The sequence below is a fragment of the Mucilaginibacter arboris genome, assembly GCF_009754915.1.
Lineage (GTDB): Bacteria > Bacteroidota > Bacteroidia > Sphingobacteriales > Sphingobacteriaceae > Mucilaginibacter_A > Mucilaginibacter_A arboris.
In genome coordinates this window covers 97,244-116,484 of sequence record NZ_WPIK01000002.1, presented here as the reverse complement: position 1 = coordinate 116,484, position 19,241 = coordinate 97,244, and the positions used below count along the sequence as shown (strand labels likewise).

Below are 19,241 nucleotides of genomic sequence, written 5' to 3'. Positions count from 1 at the left end.
AACCTTTTATGAGTATAAAATTATTTAAACAAGCTTATGCAACCCAAATTGATTTAGAACCAAAAATGTTCTTAACCGAATTGCATATGGAAGCTTTTCTAATTGAAAATCCTGATATTTTAAGTATTAGCGATATTAATTCAAAAGTCGAAGTCATACAAACTCAAATACATATTAAAGGAGCAAGAAATGATTCTAATGGTGATGGCAGGTTAGATATGCTTATTTATATTAAAGGAGACAAACCTGATGATGAATTTTTAGCAGTTGTTGAATTGAAGAAAGGGAAACTTGAAGAAGCACATCTATCGCAATTGCATGATTATTTAAGGTCACTAAATAGTTTTGAAAAGAAAAAAGAAATTTTCAGAGTAAACAATGTTGATGAGAAATATTTAAGTAAAAAATTGATAGGAATTTTAATTGGTAGCGATATTGATTCTGATCTTAAAGCTAAATTTTTAGCAGGAAATACAATTATTGATGATGTAGAAACTTTCGGAATGACTTTAAGCAGATTTGTCGCAAAAGATATAAATGAGAGTTATATAATTTCAGAAACTTTTGCTAAAAAAGCATCTTCTTTTAATCGGGTTCGCTTTCCTTCTTGGGATGAATATGAAAAACAACAAAGAAGCAATGGGATACCTGATAAAATATTATTTATAGCAAAGGATGTACATAATTATTTTAAGTATGAGTTAGATTTGGCTGATAAAGATATTAAATATACAATCCGAGATTTTTCTCTTAATAACCCAAACGGTAAAAGAGTAAAAGTTTTTGCTTATTGCACTTTGAGTCAATCTTCACTAAAAATTTATTTTACACATTTAGGTGCTTCTCCGAATTTTGCTAATGTCAAACCTCATTATAAACAATACCCTAATCAATATTTTGTAGAACTTAAAAAAGACGAAGACTTTAATAATGATATAAAATTCTTAATTAAAAAATCATATACTGACATTCTTGACAGAACGATAGAAAATTAAAATGGTAAAAGATCATCATCACTAATCGTATTAATGTTTTTTAAAATTTGATACTTTTCACTAATAAAATCCATTATTTCAATCAAATGTTGTACGTTTTGATCAGATAGATTTCTAAAATCAGCAAGTTTAAAATTTACAACTTCACCATTTTCAAATAAATCATCAATATCTTTTAATTCGCCTTGCATACTTAAATTCAGAATTGAATTATAGGTGCTACTATTAAAATCTTCAAGTTTATTTATAGTTTCAACAAGTAAAGCTCTGTATTTTATGCCTATCGTATTTGAGTTATCCATAATAAATTGATGTAATTTTATTACTAAATATACAATAATCCGCAAGCATACCCTACGTTATCAGTTCCTTAATTCAGAAAATATTTCAACTTTCCTCTTGACATTCTCATTTTTCCATGTACATTTGAAAACGCAATACAACAATGACTATCAACAACACATTTTTCTTCGGTTTCTTTTACTTTTACTTTAGTGGTAAGGGCCGGGTCTGATATGTTAAATCTGAAATAAAGAAATAAAACATCAAAAAGTCCCGGGCCCAACAGCCGGGACTTTTTTGCATTTACAAGCATCATGAACAAACCACGGGTTGCCATACAAGGAATCAAAGCTTCTTTTCATCAGGAAGCGGCAGTTAAGTTTTTTGGAGAAGATATTGAATTGGTAGAATGTACTTCTTTTAAGCAAACATTTGAAGCATTAAGCCGCAAAGAAGCTGATTACGTGGTGATGGCGATAGAAAACAGCATTGCCGGCAGCTTATTGCCCAACTATTCGCTGATGATGAATTACAATTTCCCGGTTGTGGGCGAAGTTTCCCTGCGTATCCAATTACATTTGCTGGCTTATCCGGGCGTTAAGTTTGAAGATGTAAAATATGCCATCTCCCACCCGATCGCTTTGCGGCAATGTGTTGATTTTATGGAAGAATATCCGCAAATCAAAGTAATAGAAAGCAGTGACACCGCGGCTTGCGCGAAACGTGTACATGATGAAAAGCTGATGGACACAGTTGCCATTGCCAATACGATGGCTGCCGAATTATACGAGTTAAATGCTTTGGAGAAACGCATAGAATCCAATAAAAAGAATTATACACGCTTTTTGATTATGGCTGATAAACATAACGGTACAATTGCTGATCCGAATAAAGCTTCACTTTGCTTTCAGGCTGGAAATGAGGTTGGATCTTTAGCCAAAGTGCTTAATATCTTTGCAGAAAACGAAATTAATCTCAGCAAAATTCAATCTATGCCGGTTTTAGGAAAACCAAACGAATATAATTTTTATGCAGATGTGGAATGGCAGGAGCCAAAGCAATACGATGCTGCTATTAAACAAGCTTTAAAATACACCCATAACTTTAACATTTTAGGCGAATACCGTAAAAACGACAAAATCTAACATACTTCTTTTACCCGATAAAAATCTACAATCCTACAAAATAAAACTCCATCATTATGAAACTCGATCTTAAAATACAACCGCTAAACTCCTGGATGAAGATCAACCACGAGCCTTTGCTGATTGCCGGCCCTTGCAGCGCAGAAACCGAAGAACAATTACTTGCAACTGCACATTTATTAGCTAAAACAGGAAAAGTAAGCGTTCTACGCGCCGGAATCTGGAAACCGCGTACGCGTCCGGGCGAATTTGAAGGCATCGGAAGCATTGGTTTAGAATGGTTAAAACGCGCCAAAGCAGAAACTGGCCTGCCAACTGCTGTTGAAGTAGCCAATGCGAAACACGTAGAAGAAGCTTTAAATGCTGGCGTTGATATTTTATGGATCGGTGCACGTTCAACCGTTAATCCGTTTACGGTGCAGGAAATTGCGGATGCTTTAAAAGGTGTTGATGTGCCGGTAATGGTCAAAAACCCGGTAAACCCTGATCTTTCTTTATGGATTGGTGCTTTGGAACGGATTAATGCTGCCGGAATTACCAAACTGGCTGCTATCCATCGCGGATTTTCTTCTTTCGAAAAATCTGCTTTTCGAAATGAACCACATTGGGATTTAGCGATCAGCTTAAAAACTTTAGCGCCGGAATTGCCAATGATTAACGATCCAAGTCATATTTGCGGTAACCGCGAACTGATCCCATACATCGCACAAAAAGCGTTGGATATGGATATGCAGGGCTTAATGATCGAATCGCACATTGACCCTTCTGTTGCCTGGACGGATGCCAAACAACAACTTACACCTTCTGCTTTAAGTGAGTTGATGGACCATTTAACACAGCGCAAACCGGAAGTGAAAAATGCAGAAGTAAAGGATAAAATGGCCGAACTGCGCAAGGAAATTGACAAGATCGATGATCAGATCATTTCTAAAATGGCAGAAAGAATGGCCGTTGTAGAAAAAATAGGTGCTTATAAAAGAGATAATAATGTAACCATTTTACAAGTAACCCGTTGGGACGAGATTTTGCACAAACGCACTTCTTACGCCAAAGCATTAAAATTAAGCACCGATTTTACTGAGAAATTGCTGGAACTGATGCACCACGAATCTATCCGTAAGCAAACAGAGATCATGAATAATTCCACTGTTGCCGAAGCGTAATGGAAGCCGGGAATTTGATTTTAAGTAAGCCTGAAAAAGCCATTAAGACCGAGATCAGGCTTACCGGTTCTAAAAGCGAATGCAACCGCGCCCTGGTTATTGCAGCTTTAAGCGAAAGAAAAGTTAAGGTTGAAAACTTATCAGAAGCGGCAGATACGATTACGTTGGCGGGGGTTTTGGAGGGAAGATCAGGGAGCGGAGAGCGAGGATCAGGCCAAGAGCCCGTACCTCTTACCCCGCACCTCGCACCCGAAATAAACATCGGCCCTGCCGGTACAGCCATGCGTTTTTTAACAGCATTTTTTACCTTGCAAAAACAGCATCAGGTTATTTTAACTGGAACGGAACGGATGAAGCAGCGGCCAATTGGAATTTTGGTTGATGCTTTGCGAACTTTAGGCGCTGAAATTTCTTACGAAGAAAAGGAAGGTTTTCCGCCAATTAAAATTACCGGAGGATTTGAGCAAAAAACGGCTGAAATTAATATTAAAGGCGATATCAGCAGTCAGTATATAACGGCTTTATTGTTGGTTGCTTCACAATTGCCGCTAGGTTTAAATTTGCATATTGAAGGCGAATTAACTTCCCGGCCTTATGTAGAAATGACTTTATCCATGTTGCAGCAATGCGGCATCCGGCATCAATGGAACGGGAATGTTATCTCCATCAAAAATCAACCTTTTCAACCCGCAACCATTTATGTGGAACCAGATTGGAGCGCTGCTTCTTACTGGTATGCCATTGCTGCTTTGTGTGATGAAGCAGAAATTTTTCTTCCGGGATTAACGCTTTACAGTTTGCAGGGCGATAGTACAATTACGGAGATTATGGCTAATTTCGGTATCACTTCTCAATTTAAAGACGGTGGTGTGTGGCTAAGAAAAGAACCAAAAGTGGTTGTCCGCAAGATTTTTGATTTTAAAACCTGCCCTGATTTGGCGCAAACTGTAATTGTAGTTTGTGCAGCTTTAGGCCACGATGCTTCTTTTACCGGCCTGGAAACTTTAAAAATCAAAGAAACAGATCGCGTAAAAGCGCTGCAAACAGAACTTGCAAAAATTGGCGTGGAACTGGTAGAAAAAGGCCAGGTTTACAAATTAAACTGTGCTAAAAGAAGCATTCCCGAAAAGGTTTTCATCAACACTTACGAAGACCACCGCATGGCTATGGCTTTTGCGCCGCTGGCTTTGATTATTCCTGAAGTGGAGATTGAAGATTTTAATGTGGTGGAAAAATCATATCCGGGATTTTGGGATGATTTGAAAAAAGCTGGATTTAAAGTAACTTATTAAAACGCATTGTTATTTCGACCAAAGGGAGAAATCTTCATCAAAGCGAACTAATTTGTTGTTCGATGAAGATCCCTCCTATCGTCGGGATGACAGAAAACCTGATACCTCAAACCTCATACCTCAAATGGCAGGCAATACTTTCGGACAAGCGTTCCGCATTACAACATTCGGCGAATCGCACGGCGCGGCAATCGGTGTTATTATTGATGGTTGTCCGGCAGGATTAGAAATTGATCCGGATTTTATTCAATCCGAATTAGACAAACGCAAACCCGGACAATCCAAAATTACCACGCAACGCAAAGAAAGCGATACCGTACAAATCCTTTCAGGCATTTTTGAAGGAAGGTCAACCGGAACGCCAATCGCGATGCTGATCCCGAATGAAGATCAGCGATCGAAAGATTATTCCCACAATGAAAATACTTTCCGCCCTTCTCACGCAGATTTCACCTATCAAACGAAGTATGGCATCCGTGATCATCGTGGCGGCGGCCGTTCTTCTGCACGGGAAACTGCAGCACGCGTAGCAGCCGGAGCAGTAGCAAAATTGCTGCTTCAAGCACAAGGAATTGAGATTTTAGCTTCTGTAACCAGCGTTGGCAAAATGAATGCGCCGGAAGTAAAAATTGAAAACGCGAAAGATTTTTTACGTATCCGGGAAGAAAATATAGTCCGTTGTGCCGAGCCGGAAACGGCAGCTAAAATGATTGATTATATTGATGACATCCGCAAAAAAGGCGATACCGTTGGCGGGAAAATAAGTTGTACCATTTTAAATTGTCCGGTTGGTTTAGGCGAACCTGTTTTTGATAAATTACATGCTGATCTGGGCAAAGCCATGCTTTCCATCAATGCCGTTCATGGTTTTGAATATGGTTCTGGTTTTGCCGGAAGTGAAATGCTGGGTTCGGAGCATAATGATATTTTTAGGAAAGATGAAAAAGGAAATATTCAAACGTTAACCAATAATTCCGGCGGCATTCAGGGTGGCATCAGCAACGGAATGCCAATTACTTTTAAAGTTGCTTTTAAACCGGTTGCCACCATTATGCAAAATCAGGAAACGGTTGATGCCGAAGGAAATGCAGCCGAAATAAAAGGCAAAGGGCGTCATGATCCTTGTGTTGTTCCGCGTGCGGTGCCGATTGTTGAAGCGATGGCGGCGTTAGTTTTGGCGGATTTGTGGTTGCGGAATTTTGGTGCAAAGTTGTAGTTTAATGCTTCTTTTATCAGATAAAAATTAGTGTGCTAAAAGAAGCATCTGTTTTATAGTTCAAAGTAACCAAATTTGTACTACGCTTTAAGGCTGTGTCCATTTCGTGCGAATACGCAACTTAGATTTTATACTACGACGTACCACATTATCAGCTTTAAAGCGTTTTTTTATGCTTTTAAATTTTAGCTTGATGCTTCTTTTATAGGATAAAAATTGGGACCATAAAAATCATTTTATTTTTTCCTTATTGTAATTCAATATTTAGGGCCTGTTTAAATTTCATTCTATGATTTTTTGGCTAAAGCCAAACCTGATTTTACAAATTCCACGGCCTAAAGGCCATGGCAATTTAGTTATCTTTGTTTTCCAAATACCTTTCCTTTACACCTAATAACAGAACCCACAGCATAACATACTTATATAATTGCCACGGCCTTCAGGCCGTGGATAAAGGGAACAAGAATTGGCTTTAGCCAAAAATACAAGCTGTAAAATGTTTGATGGAATAAAAGAAGCATGAAAACCAGGAAGGACAAAATTTAAACAGGCTCTTAATATTCTCCATATAAAGAATGGAATTACAAATCCAACTAATAGAAATATGATGAATATTGAACTTAACAACTTAAAACCAATTAAGTATTTCTTGTACATTTTGCTTGTGTTTTGTGCAAGTTGTACAGAACCAAAACCACCTCAAGTTACATTTGATATTCCTGCTTTAATTGGAAAGAATATTGATGAAGTAAGGAAAGTTTTAGGTAAATCTGATGATACTTCTCCTGATCCTTCTGATTCTAGTGTAAAAGGTTATACGAATTGGTATCACAAAAACGGGCAAGAATTACTAATAGATTTTGATCCTCGTACCCGCAAAATAACTCGCTTTTATATTCATCCAGATGTACCTTATGATAATCTTGAAGATGTAATGAAAGTAGGAAATTTAGATTCTATTGAAACAATGAACTATAGAACAGAGCCAAGGTATAGTTTTTTGAGGTCTTATAGCGGCATTGAAGTAATCATAAGGTGAATAGTAAAAACTACAAATTCCCTTTCAACCTATCATCAAATCTAAACCGATCAACCTTTACTATTTTTATACCGGTAAAAGAAGCATGGTTTGGATTAATCAAATAATTATATTCCAGATCAATAATAGCAGAAGGAACTTTTAAAATTGCAGCAGTATTGGCATTCAACCAATCATCGCCAAGCTTTTGGGTTAAAGGATATTGATCTACGGAATTCCAATTTAAATGAGCGCTTGCTAAGTCCTCGCTCCTTACCTCCTCGATCTTTAAATCATCTTCCACCTCAATAATCGCTAAAGAAAAATTTCCGGCAGCCAAAGAAGCACCACTTTTGTGAGCCAGATTTTCTAAACAAGCCAAAGCAACAGAACCAGCCGTGTAAATCATTTTTTGATTCAAACTGTTCCATCTGCCGTCAATCCCGGAAGCGGTTAAACTATTGGCATATTTAGTCTGACTAATCCTGTATAAAAGCATCAGAAAATTAAGCAGTTACACCATAATCAATACGGATGAGTTCGCTTTTGATGATATTGATCCCGGTAAGCGTATCCAACAAATCCATCGGAACAGCATCGATGCCAATGTTATGGTGCGGAAGCCAGTTCTTAAATTCTTCCAGCGAGCCGAAAGTATCCATGCCTTTATCAAACAACTCAAAAAGCTGAATGAGGTGTTCACTTAAACCGGTGTTCAGTTCTTTTCCTGCTTTGATGTATTTTCTTAACGTTGGTTCGGTTAAATCCAGGATGTGCGCGGCATCCGTTTGCGTAACGCCTGCTATTTCAATCCAATCCTGAATGGCTTTCGGTTCCAAACCTTTTTTAATGGCATCATGCTTTGCCTTCGGCGAAGTGAAAAGCTTTTCGTAAGGTTTGATTAAGGTTAAAGCTTCCTGCGTCCTTTCTGATAAAAGGGAAGGTTTAATTTCTATGGTTTGATATTCCTTGCTTGCTTTCATAAACAAAAGTAATTATTTTCTTTTTAAATAGAAAATCTTTACGGATACTATTTTTATGCCGATAAAAGAAGCATTTGCTTTTTTTCTAAATTTACAAATTCAATAGTTAATATTCTCCGTATAAAGAATGGAATTACAAATCCACAAAACAGAAATATGATGAATGTTGAATTTAACAGCTTGAAACCAGTTAAAAATTTCCTGTACATTTTACTTTTGATTTGTGCCAGTTGTAAAGAACCAAAACCACCTCAAGTTACATTTGATATTCCTGCTTTAATTGGAAAGAATATTGATGAAGTAAGGATAGTTTTAGGCAGACCTTTAGAAAATCCTCCTGGTCCTTCAAAACCCCAGAAAAGACTTTTTGAAAATAATTATGACAAAGAGGGACAATCACTATTAATTTATTTCAATCCTAACAATAGAAAAATAGAGTCATTTCATATTGTTTCTTCTGTAGGTTATGATAGTGTTAAAACTGTATTGAAAATAGGTAATTTAGATTTTAAGAATACTAACGATTATTGGATTGAGCCTGGAGAACGTTACTTTACTGATACTTATAATGCTGTTACAATACATCTTAAATAAAGATCGTCATTCTACAAATTCCCTTTCAACCTTGCATCAAAAGTAAACAGATCAACCTTTACTATTTTTATACCGGTAAAAGAAGCATGGTTTGAATTGAGCAGATAATTATATTCCAAATCAATAATGGCAGCAACAATTTTATGCTGATAAAAGAAGCATCAATAAATCTTTGGAAACAAATCCGGCTTACTCTCGCCCATCATCTCATAAACCATCTCAATAATATCATCAACAGAAGGTTTGCTAAAATAATCACCATCAGAACCGTAAGGCGGACGATGATCTTTTGCAGTTAAGGTGCGTGGCTGGCTATCCAGATAATAGTAAGCATTTTGCTTTTCCACAATCTGCTGTAAAATATAAGCCGAAGCGCCACCCGGAACATCTTCATCAACTACCAACAGTTTATTTGTTTTTTTAACGGAAGCTGCACAAAGCTGGTCCAGATCAAAAGGATAAAGTGTTTGCGGATCGATAATTTCTACAGAAATGCCCATTTGTTCCAGTTCTGCAGCTGCATGTTGTACGAACTGCAAAGCAGAACCATAAGTAACAATGGTTAAGTCCTTTCCTTCTCTAATCACTTCAGCTTTACCTAACGGAACAGTGAAATCGCCTACATTTGCCGGTAGTTTTTCTTTTAAACGGTAACCATTCAGGCATTCAATTACTAAAGCAGGTTCATCTCCACGGAGTAACGTATTGTACATCCCGGCAGCCTGCGTCATGTTTCTTGGAACACAAATGTGCATTCCACGCAGTGCATTTACAATTGTTCCCATCGGCGAACCGGAATGCCAGATGCCTTCCAGCCTGTGCCCTCGTGTACGAACAATAACCGGAGAAATTTGTCCGCCAAAAGTACGGTAACTCATCGTGGTCAAATCGTCCATCAGTACATTCATAGCGTAAGGCAGGTAATCAATATATTGTATTTCTGCAATCGGCCTTAATCCCCGCAGGGATAAACCAATGCCCTGGCCAATAATGGTACTTTCGCGTATGCCGGTATCTGTTACCCGCAATACACCAAACTTTTCCTGCAAACCGGCAAATCCCTGGTTTACATCGCCTATGGCGCCTACATCTTCCCCAAAAGCAATAATGCGCGGGTCGCGGATAAAATTGGCGCTAAAACAAGCATTCAATATTTCACGGCCATCTATCATTTTAGCATCAGCATCATAAACCGGAGGCTGAATGACAATATTTAAAGGTGATTCTGGTGTATTGCTGAATTGACGGGAATGATAACGAACATTATTTTTTTCGCTTTCCTGGTGGAAAAACTCCATCAGCTTTGCGCGTTCTGGCGTATTTTCCTTTGCTGTAAACAGCATCACTTTTCTTACAGTAGAAATAATGTCTTTTCGTCCCAGGTCAATCGAATTAGTTAGCTGCTGTACAAGTACTTCCAGTTGCTTACCAACAGCAGAAACAGCAATTAAATCCTGGATCACTTCAATTGTTTCATCTCGTTCTGCAATATATTCCTTTTGCAGGTTGTTCCAGGCTTCCCGCTGGCAATCGCGCACATATTTTTTGGCCTGACCTTCCAGTTCATCCAGTTCTTCGACAGTTGCAATGGCAGAATCAATCATCCAGGAACGCATCCGCAACAAGCAATCATGTTCTTGCTCCCATTGCAGCCGGTCTTTAGTTTTATAACGTTCGTGCGAGCCGGAAGTAGAATGTCCTAAAGGCTGTGTTAGTTCCGTAACATGGATGAGCACCGGAACATGTTCTGTACGACAAAATTCCGCTGCTTTTTCATACGTTTCGCACAAACCTGGATAATCCCATCCCGGAACTTTAAATATTTCAAAACCTTCTGCTGTTTCATCGCGCTGAAAGCCTTTCAGTATTTCGGAAATATCTTCTTTAGTCGTTTGGTATTTAGACGGAACAGAAATGGCATAACCATCATCCCAGACCGAAACAGCCATCGGCACCTGCATTACACCAGCAGCGTTAATTACTTCAAAGAAAATACCTTCGGAAGTAGAACCATTGCCGATTGTGCCGAAAGCAACTTCGTTTCCGTTAACAGAAAACGAACCCATATCAGCTAATTCTTTGTTTTCGCGATATAGTTTTGAAGCCCAGGCCAAACCAATTAAACGCGCCATTTGTCCGCCGGTGGTCGAAATATCTGGAGAAGAATTCTTCATTTCCACCTGGTTCTTCCAGGTTCCGTCTTCATTCATCGAACGCGTGGCAAAATGACTGTTCATTTGCCTGCCGCCAGATGAAGGCTCCTGCTTAATATCCGAATGGGCGTATAATTGTGCAAAGAATTCGATTACGTTAGAAATCCCGGTAGCAAAAGCAAAGGTTTGATCACGGTAATAACCGGCACGCCAATCGCCTTTTTTAAAAGCCTTTGCCATAGCCAATTGGGCTACTTCTTTTCCATCACCAAAAATGCCAAACTTAGCCCGGCCAGTTAATGCTTCTTTACGGCCCAAAATACTGGTTTGCCGGCTTTCTACAGCAACGCGGTAATCGTTGATAACGATCTGCTTAAAGTCATCAAAACTTAATTCAGGTTTATCCGGCTGAGCTATGGCACTTGAGAGTTCTAATTCTTGCATTTCTGGTTTCTGTACCAGCAAAAATACTATTTCCTGCGGAATGTTTTTTTTAGAAAAGGATAACCAAAGGATGAATTTGCCGTATCAATAATTTTATTTATTAAAATTGACTTATATTTGTTTTAACAGTCTGATAAAAAGCTATGAAAAAACTAATGATGATTTGCGCAATGGTTGTAGGATTTGCCATTAACGCATCGGCACAAACTGACAACAAAGCCGAATTTAAATTTGTTGAAGAAAAACATGATTTTGGCAAAGTACCGCAAGGGAAACCTGTTACTACCGATTTCGTTTATACTAATATTGGTGAAGAACCTTTGATTTTAACAGAAGTAAAACCTACTTGCGGCTGTACTATTGCCGATTATACCAAAACACCGGTTAAAAAAGGCGAAAAAGGAAGTATCAAAATTACTTACAATGCTGCTGTTGAAGCGCCTTTTAACAAAACCATTGTGGTAACTTCTAACGCTAAAACGCCGACAAAATATCTGGTAATTGTGGGCGAAGTAGTAAAAGCTGCTACGCCTACCACCCGATAAGCAATACTGTTTTTACCACCTAAAAAACTTCGCCTTTGTAAAAAGGGGCGAAGTTTTTTTATGCCATAAAAGAAGCATTTGCAGAATTATTAATCTGATTTAACGGAAACCTGCAACTGCATCCCATGCAACTTTTTGTACTTTTGTTGCATGCCAAAAATCTCTCAAAAAGGCCAGCAAATGCCAGCTTCGCCCATTAGAAAATTAACGCCGTTTGCAGACAAGGCAAAATTGGATGGCAAAAAAGTATATCACTTGAACATTGGGCAGCCGGATATTGAAACACCGGAGGTGATGCTGAATGCGGTTAAGAATATTGATTTTAAAGTTTGGGCTTATACCGCATCAGAAGGCACGTTGGCTTATCGTAGCAAACTTACCGAGTATTACAATAAGTTAGGATACAACATCAAGCCGGAACATATTTTGGTTACTACCGGAGGTTCGGAAGCGATCACAATTTCAATGATGTCTTGCTTAGATGCCGGAGATGAAGTAATTATCCCAGAACCTTTTTATGCTAATTACAACGGCTTTGCGCACCAAACCGGCGTAGTGGTTAAACCCATTCTTTCTTATATTGAAAATGGCTTTGCCTTACCTCCAATAAGTGATTTTGAAAAGTTAATTACTGAAAAGACCAAAGCCATCATGATCTGTAATCCGAATAACCCAACAGGTTATTTGTATTCAAAAGAAGAAATGGAAGCGTTAAAGCAACTGGCTTTAAAGTACGATCTGTATTTGTTTTCGGATGAAGCTTACCGCGAGTTTTGTTATGACGGACGGGAATTTATTTCGCCAATGCACCTGGAAGGTTTGGAAGAGAATGTGATGGTACTCGATACCGTTTCTAAAAGATACAGTGCTTGCGGTGCGCGTTTGGGTTGTATCATCACTAAAAATAAAGCAGTGCTGGCAGCAGCTTTAAAGTTTGCACAGGCAAGGTTAAGCCCTGGAATGGTAGAACAAATTGCAGGAGCAGCAGCGGTAGATACACCGGATGCTTATTTTATCAACGTAAAAAATGAATACACTAAGCGACGTGATATTTTAGTACAATCACTGAATAAGATAGAAGGCGTTTTTTGTCCGAATCCCGGCGGCGCATTTTATGTTGTTGCTAAATTCCCGATTGATGACACCGATGCCTTTTGCCAATGGATGTTAGAAACATTCAGTTATGAAAACCAAACGGTTATGATGGCACCGGCAACCGGCTTTTACAGTACACCAAGCGGAGGTTTAAATGAAGTGCGTTTAGCATATGTTTTAAATGCTGATGATCTGGAAAAAGCAATGGTTTGTTTGGAAGAAGGATTGAAAGTTTATCCGGGCAGGGTTGAATAAGGTTGATAGTTTGTGGTTAATAGTTCATGGTATAACTGCACTAAAATTATAGACATTTGAACTGCTGTTTGTTTTTCCATTAACTATTAACCATAACCCATCAACTATAAATTTTTTCTTTTTTTATTGATAAAAACAGTATTTTTGCATCCACTTAAAACCTTTTGCCTTTAACCTTTCTGCCTTAAAAGGGCCCGACCGGAATTGACAGGATGGAGATAAGTAAGTAAGCATGCAGCGCGTTGGGTGAATTAGCGCTTTAATCTGAACGCTCAAACTTTCAAATGGCGAAAATAACTACGCCTTAGCTGCCTAATTTAGAATTAGCATAGCTTTCGCTCCGGTGGTCTGCGGTTTCTTAGGATCATCACCAGGAGCGTCGAAATAAGAAACTGGTTTGCTTAGGGTGTGATAAGCGAACGAGATAAAGCACCTACGGAAAACGGTACAGGTACGCGGCTGACCTTCCCTTTCCCGACAATTAAACAGTAGCTAAGCATGTAGAAGGCTTACCTTATACCATGTTTGGACGAGAGTTCGAATCTCTCCGGGTCCACAAAAAGGCGTTTCTGAAGCAGAAACGCCTTTTTTAATTTACGCTTTTCGTATTAGGCTTTATCAAAAAAATTATCCAGATAAGTTGCTACGCCATGTTCAACATTCGGTTTTGTAACGGCATAAGCAATTTCTTTAATCGCCTGCACGCCGTTACCAACTGCTACACCAAACTTTACGTCTTGTATTAGCTCCATATCGTTATAATTATCTCCGAAACTCATTACTTCTTCTAAAGTGATATTTGCGTATGGCGGAAATTTTTTTAAGAGTGTTTTTAATCCTTCACTTTTATTTGTTGGAGGCGTTATTTCCAGATAAATATCCTTTGACCGCCATATTGCAACTGCAGGATCTGAACTTAAATTCTTTTCGATCAAATCAATTAAATCCGGCTTGCCCATCAACATCATTTTATGGGCGCCGTTTTTGATAAAATTATTTAATTCCTCCTCCGAAAAATCGCCTAATAAACCATCAGGATGAACACGTGTATTGCTGATTTCTCTTTCAGCATAAAAATCCATAGCAGATGCTAACCAGGTATTATTCTGATAAATACTGATATGAACAGCATGAAAACGTGCCAGGTTAATTATAGCATAAACATTTTTTGCAGGAATGGTAATGGAGGAAAGTACCTTTCCGGAATCAAACATTTTGCCCTGAGATAATATCAAACCACCATTATAACAAATCAACGGCATGTGTTCCATATTTAACGTTTTTTGAATATGCCAGAGTGCTTTCGGCATCCTCGAAGATGCCAGCACAAACTGGATGTTTTTGTCCAGTTGCCCAACTACTTTTACGGTATAATCATCTATTGCCCTGTTTTTGTTTAAAAGTGTTCCGTCAACATCTGTACAAATCAGTTTTACCTTCATTCAAATACTGTTTTTATGCTATTAATTCTATATCCTTATTTATAAAAATACGAAACCGAGAAGCAGTTTAATTTATGTCTGTATGATTGATAATGCTTCTCTTATGCCTGTATTTTTTGCTTTGAGTAAAATTAAAGCAGTGCTAATTTTTAGGCGATAAAAGAAGCATTGCGCTTATGTTTTTGGCCCGCGTTTATAAATAATCAACCCATTTAAAAAGTTGCGCAGTATCTGGTCGCCGCAGGGTTTAAAATTTGGATGGTCTTCTTTACGGAATATGGCACCAATCTCTGTTTTGGTGATCCTGAAATTAGCCAGCTCCAAAACTTTTATAATATCATCATCTGTAAATTCTAAAGCTACACGCAGCTTTTTCATGATATCATTATTGCTCATGCTATTGTATTTTATTAATTTACCTTGAAATTTCTATTTTAACTTTCTTGTTTTTTAACTTTTCGGTTTTGATAAGCTGTACGGCACGATCAATTACGTTTCGTTTTACCGCAGCGTAAGAGGAATGGTCTAATACTTCTATCAACCCAAGTTCTTCTTTGGCCAGCCCTCCTTTTTGAAGCAGCAAACCAACAATATCTACGTTGTTTACCTTATCTTTTTTACCGGCGGCAATATACAATGTGGTCCAGTGCGATGGTTTAGGAACAACGAGCTTTTCGGGCAAAGCCTCGATTTCTGGCAATTCCTTTAGATAAGCGGGCTTTTCATCGGGCGTTAAAATAAGGTAAGATGTACCTTTGGCGTGCATTCTTGCGGTACGGCCGTTGCGGTGCAAAAACGCCTCTTCATTATGCGGTAGCTGATAATGCACCACATGCTCTATTTCCGGAATATCCAGGCCACGCGAAGCCAGGTCAGTTGTAATTAAAATACGGTGACTGCCGTTCCTGAACTTTAATAAAGCCCGCTCGCGGTCTTCCTGTTCCATTCCTCCATGAAAAATATCATTTGGCAACCCTTTTTCCCATAACAAATCACTAATCCGTTCCACTGCTTCGCGGTGATTGCAAAAAACAAGTGTTGCTTCATCTCCTATTTTACAAATAAGGGCAAATAAAGCATCCAGTTTATCTGCGGATTCTGATAGCACAACTTTTTGCTTTAAATCTGGTGTAGAAGCTGTATTGCCAAGATAATTAAGCGTTACAGGTTTTACCATGCCAGTAAAAGACGGGATTTCCTGCATTTTTGTAGCTGAAGTAAGCATTCGCCTTTTTACATTTGGAAGTTGTTTGATAATAAAAGCCATATCATCCTGAAAACCAAATTCGAGCGCTTTGTCAAATTCATCCAAAATCAAAGTATAAATAGTAGCCGTACTAAAACTTTCCCTGCGCAAATGATGGGCAATCCGGCCGGGCGTACCAATTAAAACTGCAGGTGGTTTCGATAAATTGTTCATCTCAATTTTTACAGGATGGCCGCCATAACAGCAATTCACCTTAAAACCACTGCCAATTGTCCTGAAAACCTGTTCAATCTGCAAGGCCAGTTCCCGGGAAGGCACCAGGATCAATACCTGCACGGTAGTAATATCAGATTGGAGCATCCCGAGCAAAGGCAATAAAAATCCAAGTGTTTTGCCTGATCCTGTTGGAGAAAGGAGTATCACATCGCTTTTTTTAGCAGCACTTATTGCTGCTTCCTGCATTTCGTTTAGGGCAGTTATTTTTAAGTTTTGAAGGGCTTGCCGGATCATTTTAAGTATTTGCTTGAGGCCAAAGTTAAGCTAAATAACACGCTGCTGTTAATTGCTTTATCTTTCTGCGCCTTTTATCATTAAAGAAAACCTAACCAATTAATTTCTTAGTTCTGCTGTCACAGTTCTAATCGCTTTTGAAGAACAATTTTGTTAGACAGAAGATGTACCTTTGCAAAATTATTTTCTTGAGAGAACGGCTTCATCCTTTATTTCGACGACAATAACAAAAATGAATTAATGCTATGAAAAAAATTGTCGATTACAGGAAATTATTGGGTGTAAACAATGATGCCGAATTGCAGGAGTTGAAATCGGTTTACAGAAATTTAATGAAAACCTGGCACCCGGACAAGTTTCAGGACAGCCATGAGGATAAACTGGCGGCCGAAGAAAAAAGTAAGACCATTATCGAAGCTTATCACTTTTTAATAAGCATTGCTCCCGAAACCCGCAACCAAACATTTGCCGACTATACCAATACCATAACAACTTCCGGTCTGACGGATTTTGAATATAAATCGCAAGTGTTAACCGTAAGTTTCTCCGATGGAAGCAATTACGAATATTTTGATGTGCCAAAAGCTGTTTACGTAAAGTTGGTTAATGCAGATTCGCCCGGGAGGTTTGCCAGAAGGCATATTTTTAACGCTTATGTTTATAGAAGCACGAGTAAATTAGTTGCGGCGCAATAAATCCAACTTTTTCTCTTCCTATTGCAAAAAGGTTTATTTGGAAGAGAACTCAAAAACTACTTCGCAAACATAAAATGCCTCCGATTAAATAAGTATCGGAGGCATTTTATGTTTAGGTTGAAATCTAACCTAAAACTACTATAAATATATTTTGAACCTTCTTTTTAAGTTTTTCTAAGCTTTCTGCAAACAGTAAACAATTCGGATTTTTAATAAAGGAGGCAGAACTGCTGCCCCCTTCTGGAATCGTTTAAAAAATTAACACTGTCTGGTTTTTATAATGAAGCTATTGGTTTTACGGTTAAATAAATTGTGAAAGGTTTAGTAGAAATTGTTTTATCGTAAGATGCTTAGTTTAGGTTTCTGTTGTGTTTCTAAAGGTAAAGACAGTTCTAATTCTGGCCCGGCTTCCTGAATGTACAACCTGTAATAGGCCATTCCTTTAGCAGTAAGCGAAGCAGAAATATTCAGGCATTTGATATCGGATACTGTTTTTGCCCGTATAAAAAGGTTAATATCGCCGCGCAGTTCAATCAGCCCTTTGTAGTACAACTCGTTCAATATTACTGATTTATATTTTTTGAAGAACAACGTGGTACACAAGATCAAATAAAAACCCCTGATGTCTGTATTGCGGTAAGGAACCGGGTTTTCCATCATTAACCGAATGATCTGATGGCGCAAAGGGCTTGGTTTAAAAAACATGGCTTGCTTGGATAGATTATATATGATCGATTTTAATAAGTTTCTTCTTTCTCCCGGATTACATTTTTACATAAGTAAGCTTGGCGGTATTTACGGCAGCAGCAGTTTCAGGGTCTGTTGGTGCATAGTAAGAGCTGAAGGTAAGGATGTCGGTTTGTTTCAGCATCTGGTTCAATACCATTGTTGCATCTGCTGAGGATTTGTATAATTTTTGGTAGATGAAAGAACGGGTGATGCGTTTTTTCACAAATATTTTGTTGTTGATCAGCGTGTCCTTGCTGCTGTGGATTACTATATTGTTCAGGTTATCATCGACCCAATTGGTGGCGTTCACACCATATTTTGTCATCGAGTGGTAATCGAAATTCGAAAGCTGTGTGCCAGAAAAATCTTCTTTTAAGTGTACCGCCCAGCTTTGCCCCAGTTTGTCCGAATCCAAAAGCAGCGTCACGTCTTCGTTATAAATAAGGTTTAGCATATTAGCCGTAACAGACATTTTAACAACCTGGCCGGTAGTTTTGATGTTCAGGGCAGCATAAGTTCCGGTAACCGGAAGGGAAGTTGGAGGGGTAGTGCCTTTGTCTTTTTTGCAGGAAACGAATGCCGGGGCAGAAAGGGCGAAGAGTAATACTTTTTTCATGACGGTGTTTTTTTAATTTTTTAAACTTTTTATTGATTGATCCCGCAGAGGGATAGCCAATAAAAATGCCAGGGGAAGGAACAGCAAAACTTCATGCTTCTTTTACCAGGCAAAAGTCAGCAGGATGTTAATAGCAGGAATAAAAACTATTTCACCAAAGGAAACAGCAGCAGACAAAACCGTTTTAAAAAGAAAATAAGTCAAACCAAAAGTCAAGTTTATTTCCGAGGAGGAAACATTGGGCGAGAAAAATCAATCACTCCAAAAGGGAAATAAATTTGGCAACAGTACCCTATTTATCGAACCAAAACCAAAGCAATTTTTATCTGGGGAATTTCGGGGAAGAATAACTTCGTTCATATCCACAATTTGTGGATTTTTAAAATTGAGGTTCCAGAAGTTGGTGTTTAACCTTTAATATGCGTTTGGTAAAGCCTTTCTTTCATGGCCAATACTCCTTTTACCCCATCTTTTTTTACTTCGCCCAGGATAATTTCTTTTTTTTCGTTTAAAAACGAGCCGGCATATTTATCAGACCATAGACCAATTTCCAGAATGATGGGCAATAGGTCAATCCCTTTTTCGGTTAAACTGTAAATTATTTTTTGCTTATGCGCTCCGTCTTTGCTTTTTTTGATGAAGTTTTCTTGCTCCAGCAAAGCCAAGCGATCTGCCAGTATATTGGTAGAAATACCTTCGGCAGAAGCTAAAAACTCGTTATAATGCCGTTTTCCGAAAAACATCAGGTCGCGGATAATTAACAAAGTCCATTTATCTCCAAAAATTTCCAGTCCAAAATTGAGCGGACAATTAGATCGCATACTTTTAATTTTTCTGCTTGCAAATATAAAGTGGTTTTAAA

Annotated in this window: 20 protein-coding genes and 1 other RNA gene; 11 read left to right on the top strand and 10 right to left on the bottom strand. The window is 38.3% G+C overall.

Going from position 1 to position 19,241, the window contains the following annotated elements; genetic code table 11:
• Nucleotides 1-8: 8 nt before the first annotated feature.
• Nucleotides 9-995 (top strand): PDDEXK family nuclease, encoded by a 987-nt coding sequence (locus GO621_RS02465; protein WP_157563877.1) that lies wholly within the window; start codon nucleotides 9-11, stop codon nucleotides 993-995.
• Here GO621_RS02465 and GO621_RS02460 read toward each other — a convergent pair.
• Nucleotides 992-1,297: a hypothetical protein gene (locus GO621_RS02460; RefSeq protein ID WP_157563875.1), complete on the bottom strand. Its 306-nt coding sequence runs from the start codon at nucleotides 1,295-1,297 to the stop codon at nucleotides 992-994. The genes GO621_RS02465 and GO621_RS02460 overlap by 4 nt on opposite strands.
• 294 nt (nucleotides 1,298-1,591) lie before the next feature.
• Between GO621_RS02460 and GO621_RS02455 the strand changes: the two genes are divergently transcribed.
• The 5 genes from GO621_RS02455 (at nucleotide 1,592) to GO621_RS02435 (ending at nucleotide 7,132) form a co-directional block, all read left to right on the top strand.
• The gene (locus GO621_RS02455) at nucleotides 1,592-2,422 is read left to right on the top strand and encodes a prephenate dehydratase (protein WP_157563873.1); all 831 of its coding nucleotides are present in this window, start codon (nucleotides 1,592-1,594) and stop codon (nucleotides 2,420-2,422) included.
• A 56-nt stretch (nucleotides 2,423-2,478) separates the two neighbouring features.
• Nucleotides 2,479-3,585, top strand: coding sequence for a chorismate mutase (locus tag GO621_RS02450; protein ID WP_157563871.1), 1,107 nt, complete (start codon nucleotides 2,479-2,481; stop codon nucleotides 3,583-3,585).
• Complete coding sequence (gene aroA / locus GO621_RS02445) at nucleotides 3,585-4,877, top strand: 3-phosphoshikimate 1-carboxyvinyltransferase (protein WP_157563869.1); 1,293 nt, start codon at nucleotides 3,585-3,587, stop codon at nucleotides 4,875-4,877. The genes GO621_RS02450 and aroA overlap by 1 nt, the downstream gene beginning before the upstream one ends.
• 124 nt (nucleotides 4,878-5,001) lie before the next feature.
• Entirely contained in the window at nucleotides 5,002-6,093 is a 1,092-nt protein-coding gene (aroC, locus tag GO621_RS02440; protein ID WP_157564114.1) for a chorismate synthase, read from the top strand.
• Nucleotides 6,094-6,697: 604 nt separating this feature from the next.
• Nucleotides 6,698-7,132 carry a hypothetical protein gene (locus tag GO621_RS02435; RefSeq protein ID WP_157563867.1) on the top strand — a complete coding sequence of 145 codons (435 nt, stop codon included), beginning with the start codon at nucleotides 6,698-6,700 and terminating at the stop codon, nucleotides 7,130-7,132.
• 10 nt (nucleotides 7,133-7,142) lie between these two features.
• Here the strand turns inward: GO621_RS02435 and GO621_RS02430 are convergent, their stop codons facing one another.
• Complete coding sequence (locus GO621_RS02430; protein ID WP_157563865.1) at nucleotides 7,143-7,610, bottom strand: RES family NAD+ phosphorylase; 468 nt, start codon at nucleotides 7,608-7,610, stop codon at nucleotides 7,143-7,145.
• A gap of 7 nt (nucleotides 7,611-7,617) precedes the next feature.
• Nucleotides 7,618-8,094: an antitoxin Xre/MbcA/ParS toxin-binding domain-containing protein gene (locus GO621_RS02425; RefSeq protein ID WP_157563863.1), complete on the bottom strand. Its 477-nt coding sequence runs from the start codon at nucleotides 8,092-8,094 to the stop codon at nucleotides 7,618-7,620.
• A gap of 156 nt (nucleotides 8,095-8,250) precedes the next feature.
• Here GO621_RS02425 and GO621_RS02420 point away from each other — a divergent pair, with 156 nt between their 5' ends.
• Nucleotides 8,251-8,688, top strand: a complete 438-nt coding sequence (locus GO621_RS02420) for a hypothetical protein (protein ID WP_157563861.1) — start codon at nucleotides 8,251-8,253, stop codon at nucleotides 8,686-8,688.
• A gap of 161 nt (nucleotides 8,689-8,849) precedes the next feature.
• Here the strand turns inward: GO621_RS02420 and GO621_RS02415 are convergent, their stop codons facing one another.
• Nucleotides 8,850-11,285 carry an alpha-ketoacid dehydrogenase subunit alpha/beta gene (locus tag GO621_RS02415; protein WP_157563859.1) on the bottom strand — a complete coding sequence of 812 codons (2,436 nt, stop codon included), beginning with the start codon at nucleotides 11,283-11,285 and terminating at the stop codon, nucleotides 8,850-8,852.
• 143 nt (nucleotides 11,286-11,428) lie between these two features.
• Here GO621_RS02415 and GO621_RS02410 point away from each other — a divergent pair, with 143 nt between their 5' ends.
• The 3 genes from GO621_RS02410 (at nucleotide 11,429) to ssrA (ending at nucleotide 13,739) form a co-directional block, all read left to right on the top strand.
• Complete coding sequence (locus GO621_RS02410) at nucleotides 11,429-11,830, top strand: DUF1573 domain-containing protein (protein WP_157563857.1); 402 nt, start codon at nucleotides 11,429-11,431, stop codon at nucleotides 11,828-11,830.
• A gap of 150 nt (nucleotides 11,831-11,980) precedes the next feature.
• Nucleotides 11,981-13,180 carry a pyridoxal phosphate-dependent aminotransferase gene (locus GO621_RS02405; RefSeq protein WP_157563855.1) on the top strand — a complete coding sequence of 400 codons (1,200 nt, stop codon included), beginning with the start codon at nucleotides 11,981-11,983 and terminating at the stop codon, nucleotides 13,178-13,180.
• 190 nt (nucleotides 13,181-13,370) lie between these two features.
• Nucleotides 13,371-13,739, top strand: a transfer-messenger RNA (tmRNA) gene (gene ssrA, locus GO621_RS02400).
• A gap of 49 nt (nucleotides 13,740-13,788) precedes the next feature.
• Here ssrA and GO621_RS02395 read toward each other — a convergent pair.
• From GO621_RS02395 to GO621_RS02385, 3 genes are all read right to left on the bottom strand, one after another.
• Nucleotides 13,789-14,622, bottom strand: coding sequence for a Cof-type HAD-IIB family hydrolase (locus GO621_RS02395; RefSeq protein WP_157563853.1), 834 nt, complete (start codon nucleotides 14,620-14,622; stop codon nucleotides 13,789-13,791).
• 174 nt (nucleotides 14,623-14,796) lie between these two features.
• Nucleotides 14,797-15,018: a DUF1456 family protein gene (locus GO621_RS02390; protein WP_157563851.1), complete on the bottom strand. Its 222-nt coding sequence runs from the start codon at nucleotides 15,016-15,018 to the stop codon at nucleotides 14,797-14,799.
• A 19-nt stretch (nucleotides 15,019-15,037) separates the two neighbouring features.
• Nucleotides 15,038-16,339 (bottom strand): DEAD/DEAH box helicase, encoded by a 1,302-nt coding sequence (locus GO621_RS02385; protein WP_157563850.1) that lies wholly within the window; start codon nucleotides 16,337-16,339, stop codon nucleotides 15,038-15,040.
• Nucleotides 16,340-16,584: 245 nt separating this feature from the next.
• Here GO621_RS02385 and GO621_RS02380 point away from each other — a divergent pair, with 245 nt between their 5' ends.
• On the top strand, nucleotides 16,585-17,034 hold the full coding sequence (locus GO621_RS02380; RefSeq protein WP_157563848.1) for a KTSC domain-containing protein: 450 nt from the start codon (nucleotides 16,585-16,587) through the stop codon (nucleotides 17,032-17,034).
• A 336-nt stretch (nucleotides 17,035-17,370) separates the two neighbouring features.
• Here GO621_RS02380 and GO621_RS02375 read toward each other — a convergent pair whose 3' ends face one another.
• From GO621_RS02375 to GO621_RS02365, 3 genes are all read right to left on the bottom strand, one after another.
• Nucleotides 17,371-17,739, bottom strand: coding sequence for a hypothetical protein (locus GO621_RS02375; protein ID WP_157563846.1), 369 nt, complete (start codon nucleotides 17,737-17,739; stop codon nucleotides 17,371-17,373).
• A gap of 58 nt (nucleotides 17,740-17,797) precedes the next feature.
• Complete coding sequence (locus tag GO621_RS02370; RefSeq protein WP_157563845.1) at nucleotides 17,798-18,379, bottom strand: hypothetical protein; 582 nt, start codon at nucleotides 18,377-18,379, stop codon at nucleotides 17,798-17,800.
• A 407-nt stretch (nucleotides 18,380-18,786) separates the two neighbouring features.
• Nucleotides 18,787-19,200 (bottom strand): winged helix-turn-helix transcriptional regulator, encoded by a 414-nt coding sequence (locus tag GO621_RS02365; RefSeq protein WP_157563843.1) that lies wholly within the window; start codon nucleotides 19,198-19,200, stop codon nucleotides 18,787-18,789.
• Between the last annotated feature and the right edge of the window lie 41 nt (nucleotides 19,201-19,241).